This is a genomic window from Streptosporangium sp. H13245, from assembly GCF_055690525.1.
Window position 1 is genome coordinate 21693 of sequence record NZ_JBSZKT010000058.1, and the last position, 11140, is coordinate 32832.

Annotated in this window: 13 protein-coding genes; 7 read left to right on the forward strand and 6 right to left on the reverse strand. The window is 71.2% G+C overall.

Features of this window, described 5'->3' with window-relative positions:
- Positions 1 to 82 precede the first annotated feature (82 nt).
- Both ACW9TB_RS38140 and ACW9TB_RS38145 read right to left on the reverse strand, forming a co-directional pair.
- A complete protein-coding gene (locus ACW9TB_RS38140) occupies positions 83 to 1297 on the reverse strand; it encodes a DUF6986 family protein (protein WP_472752996.1) in 1215 nt (404 codons plus the stop codon).
- A gap of 83 nt (positions 1298 to 1380) precedes the next feature.
- The gene (locus ACW9TB_RS38145) at positions 1381 to 2712 is read right to left on the reverse strand and encodes an FAD-dependent oxidoreductase (RefSeq protein ID WP_472752997.1); all 1332 of its coding nucleotides are present in this window, start codon (positions 2710 to 2712) and stop codon (positions 1381 to 1383) included.
- A gap of 391 nt (positions 2713 to 3103) precedes the next feature.
- Between ACW9TB_RS38145 and ACW9TB_RS38150 the strand changes: the two genes are divergently transcribed.
- From ACW9TB_RS38150 to ACW9TB_RS38160, 3 genes are all read left to right on the forward strand, one after another.
- A complete protein-coding gene (locus ACW9TB_RS38150) occupies positions 3104 to 3538 on the forward strand; it encodes a hypothetical protein (RefSeq protein ID WP_472752998.1) in 435 nt (144 codons plus the stop codon).
- Between the two features lie 322 nt (positions 3539 to 3860).
- Positions 3861 to 4427: a hypothetical protein gene (locus ACW9TB_RS38155; RefSeq protein WP_472752999.1), complete on the forward strand. Its 567-nt coding sequence runs from the start codon at positions 3861 to 3863 to the stop codon at positions 4425 to 4427.
- A gap of 98 nt (positions 4428 to 4525) precedes the next feature.
- Positions 4526 to 6268, forward strand: coding sequence for a proline--tRNA ligase (locus tag ACW9TB_RS38160; protein WP_472753000.1), 1743 nt, complete (start codon positions 4526 to 4528; stop codon positions 6266 to 6268).
- A gap of 68 nt (positions 6269 to 6336) precedes the next feature.
- On the opposite strand, the gene ACW9TB_RS38165 is transcribed toward ACW9TB_RS38160, so the two are convergent.
- The 4 genes from ACW9TB_RS38165 to ACW9TB_RS38180 form a co-directional block, all read right to left on the reverse strand.
- Positions 6337 to 6546: a DUF4236 domain-containing protein gene (locus tag ACW9TB_RS38165; protein WP_472753001.1), complete on the reverse strand. Its 210-nt coding sequence runs from the start codon at positions 6544 to 6546 to the stop codon at positions 6337 to 6339.
- Positions 6547 to 6629: 83 nt separating this feature from the next.
- Positions 6630 to 6887: a DUF4236 domain-containing protein gene (locus tag ACW9TB_RS38170; protein WP_472753002.1), complete on the reverse strand. Its 258-nt coding sequence runs from the start codon at positions 6885 to 6887 to the stop codon at positions 6630 to 6632.
- 328 nt (positions 6888 to 7215) lie between these two features.
- Positions 7216 to 7683, reverse strand: coding sequence for a ferritin-like domain-containing protein (locus tag ACW9TB_RS38175; RefSeq protein ID WP_472753003.1), 468 nt, complete (start codon positions 7681 to 7683; stop codon positions 7216 to 7218).
- Entirely contained in the window at positions 7680 to 8174 is a 495-nt protein-coding gene (locus tag ACW9TB_RS38180) for a hypothetical protein (RefSeq protein ID WP_472753004.1), read from the reverse strand. The genes ACW9TB_RS38175 and ACW9TB_RS38180 overlap by 4 nt, the downstream gene beginning before the upstream one ends.
- Positions 8175 to 8365: 191 nt before the next feature.
- Between ACW9TB_RS38180 and rimP the strand changes: the two genes are divergently transcribed.
- The 4 genes from rimP to ACW9TB_RS38200 all read left to right on the forward strand — a co-directional run.
- Positions 8366 to 8866 carry a ribosome maturation factor RimP gene (rimP, locus tag ACW9TB_RS38185; protein WP_472753005.1) on the forward strand — a complete coding sequence of 167 codons (501 nt, stop codon included), beginning with the start codon at positions 8366 to 8368 and terminating at the stop codon, positions 8864 to 8866.
- 12 nt (positions 8867 to 8878) lie between these two features.
- Positions 8879 to 9886 carry a transcription termination factor NusA gene (nusA, locus tag ACW9TB_RS38190; RefSeq protein WP_329091732.1) on the forward strand — a complete coding sequence of 336 codons (1008 nt, stop codon included), beginning with the start codon at positions 8879 to 8881 and terminating at the stop codon, positions 9884 to 9886.
- On the forward strand, positions 9870 to 10172 hold the full coding sequence (locus ACW9TB_RS38195; RefSeq protein WP_472753006.1) for a YlxR family protein: 303 nt from the start codon (positions 9870 to 9872) through the stop codon (positions 10170 to 10172). The genes nusA and ACW9TB_RS38195 overlap by 17 nt, the downstream gene beginning before the upstream one ends.
- A 143-nt stretch (positions 10173 to 10315) precedes the next feature.
- On the forward strand, positions 10316 to 11140 hold an 825-nt coding region (locus tag ACW9TB_RS38200), incomplete at its 3' end, for a translation initiation factor IF-2 N-terminal domain-containing protein (RefSeq protein WP_472753007.1).

Below are 11140 nucleotides of genomic sequence, written 5' to 3' on the forward strand. Positions count from 1 at the left end.
TCGTGCCGTCCGGGCCGGGCGTCGCCCCTCGGCGGGACGGGTTCGGCGGGACAGGGTGACCGGGCCCGGGAGGGGACCGGCGTCAGGCCGGTGGCTCCGCGGGGCCGGTGCCCAGCGCCAGGTCCGCGCGGCGGAGGGCGGCGGCCATGGTCCTGACCGTGGCGGGCTCGTCCATCACGCCCTCACCGGCGTCGCGCCGCTCCTCCCAGGCACGCACCCGGTGGGCGTACTCCCCGTACCGTGACAGGTGGAAGGCGTAGACCGCCGCGTACCGGCTGACCAGGTGTGACGGGTGCATGTCCCAGCCCTGGTAGAAGCCGTGGGTCAGGGAGTGCCCGACCAGTTCCGCGTGGCGCCGCCACAGGTCCCGTACGTCGTCCCCGCCGTCCGAGGCGGGCGAGGCGGCCAGCGAGCCGTCCGACAGCTCCACCCCGGTCCCGGCGAAGACGGTCTGCATGACGTGCCTGGCGTGATCGCAGGCGGGGTGGTCCAGCCGCTGCTCGTGCGGGGGGAGGGCGCAGCTCGCCGTGTAGTCGAAGACGCCGAAGTGCGCCGCCGCCAGCCTGCCCCGCAGGGAGGTCACCAGGCCCGCGTCGAGGAACAGCACCGTCTGCGGCGCCTCCACCTGGATCTCGAACCTCAGCGTGCCCCGGCCGAGGCCCAGCCCGTCCTCCAGCGCGTCGAGGCAGTCGGCGAACTGGTGCAGGTAGTCCCTCATCAGCACCTTCGGGAAGGTGACGACGAATCCCCCGGGCAGGTGCCCGGCCCGATCGATCACGCCGGTGAGGAAACCGTCCAGGGTCCTGACGGCACGGACCGGGTCGCCGTCGGCGAACGACTTCACCCGCAGCCCCCAGCGCCGGGGGAGCGTCCCGGACGCGTGCATGGCCGCGACCGCCTTGGCGGCGGAGGAGACGTGGCCGTCCTCCTCCCCGGGACGCGTCCCGTAGCCGTCCTCGAAGTCGATCCGCAGGTCCTCGACGGGCTCCCGGGCGAGCTTGTCGGCCACCCTCCCGTGCACGACCCCGGCGACGTCCTCGCCCGCGCCGAGGGACACGCCGGGCGTCGTGCCAAGGATCGCGGCGAGATCGCCCCGGGGCAGGTGCCGCCGGAACAGCTCCAGCGCGGCGTCACCCCACTCCCGCGTCGTCCCGGCGTCGAACCGGTCGGCCGGGACGTAGACCGTGTGCACGGGCTGCCACTCGACCGGCCGGTACGGGTACAGCGCGGACTGCTCGCGATGGACCTGCTCGAAACCTGGGATCAGGGTGGACGGATCGGCGAGCGTGACGCGCATGCTGGTGCTCCTCCTGGACGTACGGGGTCGACTGGACATGCCGGACGGGCTGAGCGTGCGGGGCCGAGCGCGGCCCGGCCCGCTCAGCCGGTCTCCAGGTCGCTTTCCGGCCGTAGTCCCCGATCGCGGGCGGTGAGCATGGCGGCGAGGCCGAGGAGCTTCACCCGCTCGCCCCGGTCGAGGGACCTGGCCAGGGCCGCCTCGGCCGCCTCGATGGCGAGCCAGTGCTCGTAGGTGATCGGCGAGACGCCCCGGGCGGTGAGAAGGTCGTCCAGGTCCGCGCGGCGTACCGGGTCGCGACCGGCCAGGTCGGCGAGGAGGGTGCGGACCGTCTCGGCGGCGTCGGACTTGTTGGTGCCGATCACCCCGGTGGGGCCCCGCTTGAGCCAGCCCGCGACGTACTCGCGGTCGCGGACCCGGCCGGCCTCGTTCGGCACGGTCATGGTGGTCTCGGAGAAGGGGACGCCGGGCAGCGGCACGCTCTGGTAGCCGACCGAGCGCAGCACCATGCCGACCGGGATGGTCTCGAACGCGCCGGTGCCGACGACCCGGCCGTCCACCAGCCGGGTGCGTTCCAGCCTGAGCGCCTCCACGCGTCCCTCGCCGAGGATCTCCACCGGGCGCATCCAGAACCGTACGTCCAGCCGCCGGGGGCGGCCCCTGGAGGCGCGGGTGGCCCAGCTCCGCAGGACCTCGACGTTTCCCCGGACCTGCCGGGACGCGGCCGTGACGTCCGCCACGCACTCCTCGGCCCGCACGCGTACGTCCGCGTTGGCCAGCTCGCCCAGCTCCCTGAGCTCCTTCAGGGTGAACTTGGCGTGCTCGGGCCCCCGGCGCCCGATCATGTGGATGGTCTTCACCTCGCTGGCGGCCAGCCTGGACAGGACCTCCTCGGGCACGTCCGTGGCGCGCAGCTCCTCGGCGGTCTTGGCCAGGACCCGCACCACGTCGACCGCCACGTTGCCCACGCCGATCACCGCGACCTCGGGGCTGTCGAGGACGAAGCGGTCGGCGGGCATGTCGGGGTGGCCGCAGTACCAGTTGACGAAGTCGGTGGCGGCCACGCTGCCCGGCAGGTCCTCGCCGGGGATGCCCATCCGCCGGTCCACCATCGCGCCGGTGCAGTAGACCACGGCGTCGTAGCAGCCGAGCAGGTCGGCGACGTCGACGTCCCTGCCCAGCTCGACACCGCCGAGGAACCGCACCTCGGGAAGCTCCAGCACGCCGCGCAGGTAGCCCGCTATCGACTTGATCGAGGTGTGGTCGGGAGCCACCCCGTACCGGACCAGCCCGTACGGAGTCGGCAGCCGTTCCAGCACGTCCACCCTGAGCGGCACGGTGGCCTGCTTGGTCAGGGCCTCGGCGGTGTAGATCCCGGCGGGTCCTGACCCCACGATCGCGACTCGCAGTGACATGTCGCCTCCTCGGCGTCGGATGTCATGAACGCGATGCCCTGCTCGATTCTGTATCACCGAGGGGGCAACCTGCCAGACTCACGCGCCGACAAGATCGAGTTGTCCGCCGGGACCGGTAGGGGATCCGGCCGGTGGGTGCCACCTTCACGGCCCCCCGCGACGGTGATGACCGGCTCGGCGGGTTCCGTGGCACAGAATCAGTACTTGCGGGGACAAGCCCGGCGGATCACAGTTGGTTCTCGTGAGTTCAGGAGCGGATAAGCGTCGCAAAGCGGATGCCCGGCGTCCGAAGGACAGTCCGCTTCAGGACACGAGAGGACCACGCGGAACAGGACGCGCCTCCAGCTCATCGGCCTCCCCAGGCTCTCCCGCCTCCTCGGTTTCCCCTGGTGTGTCCGGCTTCTCCGGGAGGGACGGGCCTCCCCACGGGCTCCGGTACGAGGCGTTCGGGCGGGTGATGGCCGCGCTGGCGGGGGAGTCGGAGCTCCTGGAGTCCTGCCGCGACCTGACCTGGTGGCGCGGGGCCGACCACGGCTGGCACATCGAGTGGCGCGACGGCCCCGGCGCGGCCGACATCGCCGCCGTACTGGCCAGGCACGTCCGCGACCCCGGACGCCCGGACGCCCTGGTCACCCGCTCTGGGCCCGCCACGGCCGGTGACGCCATCCTGGACGTCATGGGCGTCCCGTTCGTCCTGCGCGCCGTCGATCCCGTACACCGCGAGCGCTTCCGGGGCAGGGCCGGGCTGCGCCGCCTCAGCGAGGCGCTCGACACCACCCGCAGGACCACGTCCCGCCACCCCTGGGAGGTCCTTCTCGGCGGCTGAGGCCCCGGGACGCCGCCCTCCTCGCCCCCGGGCCCTTCGGGCCGCCGGAATGCCGGGTGAGAAAGGCGCGGGCGGACGCCGCGGAACTCCGGCCGCCCTCAGGAAAATGCCAGGGAAATGCCGTGAAAATCCTTACGACAGCAGCGTAATCAAGCGCTCGCTTGCTTTGTAAACTTGACGCGTTCGAGGCGTTACCCCAGGTCAGATACACTGTTGATAGCCACTAGCAAATGTGATCGGGGGATCAGTGGCTTTGGCAGAACGTAATTACACGCTTGACTTCGTCGCCGGAGACCGTCGAGATCGCGCCATTCTCCGGCACATGGTCCTCTCGCTTCTCGTGGGGATGCTGCTCGGGGGCGTCGGGGCACTGCTGGCCTACGGCCCCGATCTGCTGTACGCGCTTTACAACCCGTACGCGTACCTTCTCCTCGTCGTCGTCATGGGACGGACCGCGGCCGGCTTCGGCTGGGCGGTGCTTTCGAGCGTGCTGGGCGCGTTCGGGCCGATACTCTCGCTGCTCGTCGCCACGATCTTCGAGTCGAACGCCTGGCTCGTGAGCTTCGGCGACGGCGGCGCCTCGATGAACCTCATGATCGCGAATCTCGTCGCGATCGGCGTCCTCTCCTACTTCGCCAAACGCTACGACCGCTGGGGGGACGTCGCGGCCGGCGGCGCGGCCGGGCTGGCCCTGTTCGACGGGATCGACAAGGCGATGCCCGGCGGGCCCGAGCACGTCTCCGGCTTCTGGCCGTGGGGCGTCGCGGTGGTGATCGCGATCGTGCTGGGGATGCTGGTCTCGCTGGGGCGCGGATGCGACCGGGCCTGCTCCGCGCTGATCGCGCTGGTCCTCGGGGCCTCGTACTTCGTTTTCATCACCGGCCTCTGAGACCCCACCACCGGGTACGGAAGCCGTCGACGGCAGACAATCGGCTTGCGAGACTCGATAGCCTGTAGGGCATCGAACCTCGCCAACTAGGAGTAGCCGTGCTACTGCGCATGTCGTCGCTGTTTCTTCGAACGCTGAGGGACGACCCGGCAGACGCGGAAGTCCCGAGCCACAAGCTGCTCGTCCGCGCCGGTTACGTCCGCCGCGTCGCGCCCGGCGTCTACTCCTGGCTGCCGCTCGGCAAGACGGTCCTGGAGAACGTCACGCGCGTCGTGCGCGAGGAGATGAACCGCATGGGCGGCCAGGAGGTGCTCTTCCCCGCCCTGCTGCCCCGCGAATACTACGAGGCGACCGGCCGCTGGACCGAGTACGGCGACACGCTCTTCCGCCTCAAGGACCGCAAGGGGGCCGACTATCTCCTCGGGCCCACCCACGAGGAGATGTTCACCGACATGGTCAAGGGGGAGTACGCCTCCTACAAGGACTATCCGGTGATCCTCTACCAGATCCAGACCAAGTACCGCGACGAGGCCCGTCCCCGGGCCGGCATCCTGCGCGGGCGCGAGTTCATCATGAAGGACTCCTACTCCTTCGACCTCGACGACGACGGCCTCAAGCGCTCCTACGAGCGCCACCGCGAGACCTACATCAGGACCTTCGACCGCCTCGGCATCGCGTACAAGATCTGCTTCGCCACGTCGGGAGCGATGGGCGGTTCGGCCTCCGAGGAGTTCCTCGCCCCCGCGGCCACCGGCGAGGACACCTTCGTGGCCTGCCACAACTGCGGTTACGCGGCCAACGCGGAGGCCGTCGTCACCACCGCGCCGGCCGCGGTCACCGGTGAGCGGCCCGCCGCGCGGGTGCTCGACACCCCCGACACCCCGACCATCGAGTCGCTGGTCAACCACGTCAACGAGCACCACGGCCTCGGCGTCACCGCCGCCCAGACGCTCAAGAACATCGTGGTCAAGGTGACCGTCCCCGGCTCGGGCAAGACCGAGACCCTGATCGTCGGCGTGCCCGGAGACCGCGAGGTCGACTTCAAGCGGCTGGAGGCCGCCCTGGCCCCCGGCGAGCCCGCGATCTTCGAGGCCGAGGACTTCGCCAGGCACCCCGGCCTCGTCCGCGGCTACATCGGCCCCCAGGTCCTCAAGGATCTCGGCATCCGCTACCTCGTCGACCCCCGCGTGGTCGACGGCACCGCCTGGGTGACCGGCGCCAACGAGCCCGGCAAGCACGCCGCGGACGTCGTCGCCGGCCGTGACTTCGTCGCCGACGGCACCATCGAGGCCGCCGAGGTCCGCGCGGGCGACGCCTGCCCGGTCTGCGGCTCCGGCCTGTCCATCGACCGCGGCATCGAGATCGGCCACATCTTCCAGCTCGGCCGCAAGTACGCCGACGCCGCGAAGCTCGACGCCCTCGGCCCCGACGGCAAGCCCATCCGCGTCACCATGGGCTCCTACGGCGTCGGCGTCTCCCGGGCCGTGGCGGTGCTGGCCGAGCAGACGCACGACGAGCTCGGCCTGGTCTGGCCCCGCGAGATCGCCCCCGCCGACGTCCACGTCGTGGGCACCGGCAAGGACGGCCAGATCGAGGCCGCCACCCGGATCGCCGAGGAACTGGAGGCCCGAGGGCTGCGCGTCCTGGTGGACGACCGCGCCGGTGTCTCGCCGGGGGTGAAGTTCAAGGACGCCGAGCTGCTCGGCATGCCGACGATCCTGATCATCGGCCGCGGCCTCACCCAGGGGGTCGCGGAGCTGCGCGACCGCGCCACCGGCGCCAAGGAGGAGATCCCGCTCGCCGAGGCCGTCGACCGCGTCGTGGCGGCCTGCCAGGGGTGATCCCGAACGCGTGAGAGCGGCCCGCCCCTTCGAAGGGGCGGGCCGCTCTCCACGTGTGTGGCCCCGCGTCAGTAGTGGTGGTGGTGATGCCGGGAGCTCCGGCCGATCGCCTTGCCCACGTGGAATCCGCCCGGCAGGTTGACGGTCACGTATTTGCGGCCGTCTGGAGTGCGGGTGACGTGGAATCTGCGATTTCCGAAGCTGTGGCCGACCCCTCGCGGGGACAGGTCGATCCTGAAGGGACCGACTTTGATCGACTTCCTGTATCCCCAGCCCATTGCCCTCTCCCCGGACTCCCCGAAACGTCGCGTCGTGTCATGAGAACGAGCGGCGCCTGCGAACGGTTCCCGGGTAATGCCCATCAGCGACGGCTGCCGTTACCGCTGAGCGTCTTGCGCCAGTGGAAGCCACCGGGAAGGTTGACGCTCAGAGTGCGGCGTCCGTCGGCCGTCTTGGTAACCCTGAAGGCGCGGTTTCCCCAGCTGTGACCCACCCCGCTCCGCGAAAGGTTAAGACGGAACGGACCGAACTTCATGGATTTCCGGTATCCCCAGCCCATTACTTCCTCCTTAGGCGTATTTCGCGAGATCCAGCTACCCGGCAGACACGATGCAAACATGGTCGAAAGCGGGTTTGAATCGCGGACCGCGAATCCGGGAACCCCGTAGGAGATCGATTTCCGTGCTGACCAGCGCCGCCCCGTGCCGACCGGCGCCGATCGGCACTGACCGATCCGATTCCCGCGCCTTCCCTCGCCTTCCCGTAGAGGCGCCGGAAGGCGGTCACCCGCGAAAACCAGCGGAAAACGGCATCGGGACGTGGCCGCGGTGGAGAGCCGCGTTTTCCGGCACCCGCCGGGAGTCCCGGTGCTTACCGGGAGGCGCCCGCCGGGAGACGGCGGTGGTTTCCGACGCTTACCGGGAGACGGTGACGCCGGATTCCGGCGCTCACTGCGACGGGGTCGCCGTGGGGGTGACGGCGGGTTCCGGCGCCGTCCGGGGCGGCATGCCGGGAAAGGCCTCGATCTCGGGACGCAGGCTGTAGGAGCGGGCGACGCACTCCTGCATGACCAGCGCGGCCATCTCGCGCAGGTCGGCGTCCGCGGACGCCACCAGCTCCAGGTAGGCGCCGGTCACCCCTCGTTCGACCAGCACGGCCAGCTCCACCGCCTGGGCCGGGCCGGACGGCGTGACCGGGAGCTCGTAGACGGCCTTCGGCTCGGCGGGGGTGCCGCCCGCGGCGATGACCATGGTACGGAGCCGGTCGCGGCGGGCACGGTGGGCGTTGTAGGCCGTCGTCATCGCCACGCGCAGCCTGCCGTTGGTCCTGGCCGCCAGGACCCCGTACGCGTACACGGCGGCGTGCTCGGCCGCCAGCGCCGTGCCGAGGCCCTGATCGGCCCCGGCGCCCCTCACAACGACCTCGACAGGGCCAGGGCGTGCGCGGCCTCGCAGGCGCCGATGGACGCGAGCAACTGGGCCAGCGGAGGGGATACGCCCTCGATCTGGCGGGTACGCAGCGCCGCGGCCTTGCGTTCCAGGTCGCGCAGGGCCTTCACCGACGCGCCGCCCTGGGCCGCGCTCCCGGACGGAGACGGCGCGGGGGTCGCGGCCGTGGCCGCCGGGGTCACCGGGGCGGGAGGGGCGGGAGGGAGGCGGCGGCGTAGCTCGGCCAGATGGGCCTCGTGCCGCTGCCTGAAGGGTTCGAGCCGGGGCGAGGCGGCCGATGCGTACAGCGCGACGGTCCGCTCCTTGCCCGCGATCAGCTCGCGCAGGAGCAGCGTCTCGGGGTCGGGCGGCGCGGCCACGGGTGGCACCCGTTTCTCGGTGGCGCATCCCGCGACCGTCACGGCTGTCACCCCGAGAGCGCCGCCCCGCAGCAGGGCGCGCCGGGAGACGGAACGCACGACGACCTCCGGTTCTGTGTCGGCAGCTGACGCACTTAGCATCGTACGGGCTTGGAATAATGGCACTCACCTCGCTTCTCGGGCGGCTCCGCCACACCGAGTGGCGCTGTTTCTACGCCCTGGTGTGGATAGGCTGGTTAATCGCATGGGCGAGGTCCGCCCGGCTGAGATCGTGACAATGGGAGGTCGGCATGGGCAGCGCCACATCCCGCGACCGCCTGATAGAGCTTCTGGAACCTGTCGTCGGAGCCGAAGGGCTCGACTTGGAGGACGTCACGGTCACCCCCGCGGGCAAGCGGCGGCTGCTGCGTGTCGTGGTCGACCGTGACGGGGGCGTGAGCCTCGACGACGTCGCGGAGGTCAGCCACGCCGTCTCCGCGACGCTGGACGCCGACGAGGCGATGGGGGCCACCCCGTACGTGCTCGAGGTCTCCTCTCCGGGAGTCGACCGTCCCCTCACCGAGCCGCGCCACTGGCGCCGCGCGGTGAAGAGGCTGGTCAAGGCCGACCTGCGGGACGGCAGCGTCGTGGAGGGCCGGATCGTCGCCACCGACGAGACCGGCGTGGAGCTGGACGTCGACGGCGCGCCGCGCCGCATCGACTATGAGGACCTGACCCGAGGACGGGTGCAGGTGGAATTCCGCCGGCTCGACGACGCCGAAGACGACGGCGAAGACGGCGACGAGGGCTAAGGGGGAAGCCTCGTGGACATCGACATGAGCGTCCTGCGCAGCCTGGAGCGGGAGAAGGACATCTCCTTCGACCTGGTCGTCAAGGCGATCGAGGACGCGCTGCTGATCGCATATTTCCGGAGCGAGGGCGCGGCGGCCAAGGCGCGCGCCGAGCTCGACCGCAAGTCCGGGCACGTGACCATCTTCGCCGCCGAGCTCGACGACGAGAGCGGGGAGGTGCTCAGGGAGTTCGACGACACCCCGGGCAACTTCAGCCGCATCGCCGCGACCACGGCCAAGCAGGTCATCCTGCAGCAGCTCCGCGACGCCGAGGACGAGATCAACTTCGGTGAGTTCGCCAGCCGCGAGGGCGAGCTCGTGGCGGGGGTCATCCAGCAGGGCAAGGACCCGAGGGTCGTCCTGGTCGACCTGGGCAAGATCGAGGCGGTGCTGCCGCACAGCGAGCAGGTCCCGGGCGAGGAGTACGTCCACGGCGACCGCATCCGCTGCTACGTGGTGCAGGTCAAGAAGGGCCACAAGGGCCCCTCGGTGACCCTGTCGCGCACCCACCCCGGGCTGGTGAAGAAGCTCTTCGCGCTGGAGGTGCCCGAGATCGCCGACGGGACGGTCGAGATCGCCGCCGTCGCCCGCGAGGCCGGTCACCGCACCAAGCTCGCGGTCCGGTCCCGGCGCCCGGGGGTGAACGCCAAGGGCGCCTGCATCGGCCCGATGGGCTCACGGGTACGCAACGTGATGACGGAACTGCACGGCGAGAAGATCGACATCATCGACTGGTCGGAGGATCCCGCGGACTTCGTGGGGAATGCCCTGTCCCCGGCCCGCGTTTCCCACGTCGAGGTGATCGACTTCGACGGCCGCGCCGCGCGCGTGACCGTGCCGGACTACCAGCTCTCCCTCGCCATCGGCAAGGAGGGCCAGAACGCCCGGCTCGCCGCCCGCCTCACCGGCTGGCGGATCGACATCCGTCCCGACACCCAGCCGGGGGACGCGGCCGGTTCCGCAGATGCGCCCACACGGTAAGCTGGAATATGGTGGCCAGGCTGCCCCACTGAGAACATGTGTGGGGTGCCGGGTTCGCACGGTTTCCTCCGAGCTGCTCCGCCTGGTGGTGGTCGAGGGCGTTATCGTCCCTGACCTGCGAAGACGGCTCCATGGGCGTGGTGCTTCACTGCATCCCACCCTGAGCTGTCTCGAACTCGCAGAGCGTCGACGAGCGTTTCCGCGTGCTTTTCGCGTCGCGGAATCGCTCGACCTGTCGCGGCTGCGTGGCCACCTCGAAGAGCAACAGGCTGAAAGGATCGGGTGAAATGGTTACCGACTGTCATGTAGGACGCCGATTTGATGGGCTGGTCAGATAGCTATGAGCGCCTGATGAGCATGCGGCGATGAGTACGTCAACGTAACGACGGTCCGGCGGCACCGCCTCCCGGGCCGAGACAAGGGAGTGCAGTGGCGAAGGTCCGGGTATACGAGCTCGCCAAGGAGTTCGGTGTGGAGAGCAAGGTCGTTATGGCCAAGCTCCAGGAGATGGGCGAGTTCGTGCGTTCGGCGTCCTCGACTATCGAAGCACCGGTAGTCCGCAGGCTCACGGAAGCTTTGGGCGGCCCCAGTAAGGGCTCGTCCGACAGGGGCAGAGGCCCCAGGCCGCCTCAGGCGGCCCCTCGGCCGGGTGACGGCCAGCCAAACGGCGCCTCCTCGGCGCCGACATCCATCCCCAAGCCGGGACCGGCCCCCAGGCCGGGTCCCCGTCCGGGTCCCGCACCGGCTCGTCCCGCGGCCCCCGCGCCGCAGGCCCCGCCGGTCGTCTCCCCGGCTCCGCCGGTCCAGCCCCCGCAGCCGCCGCGTCAGCAGCCGCCGCAGGTGCAGGCCCCGCGGTTCGAGGCGCCCCGCACCGACAGCGGTCGCCCCGCGGGCCCCGGCCCCAAGCCGGGTCCCAGGCCCGCCCCGCGTCCGGGTCCCGCCCCGCGCCCCGAGGCGCGTCCCGAGGGCGGTCGTCCCGCGGGCGGTCCGGGTGGAGCGCCTTCCGGCGGCAGGCCCGGTGCCGGTGCCCCCGGTGGCGGTGCGCCCAAGCCGGGACCGCGTCCGGGCCCGCGTGGCCCGCGCCCCGGCAACAACCCGTTCTCGTCGAACGCCAGCGGCATGGGCCAGGCCCGTCCGCCGCGCGCCGGCGGCCCCGGTGGTCCCGGTGGCCCCGGCCGTGAAGGCGACCCCGGCGACAGGGGTCCGCGTCCCGGTCCCCGCGAGGACCGCGGTCCTCGCCAGGACCGCGACAAC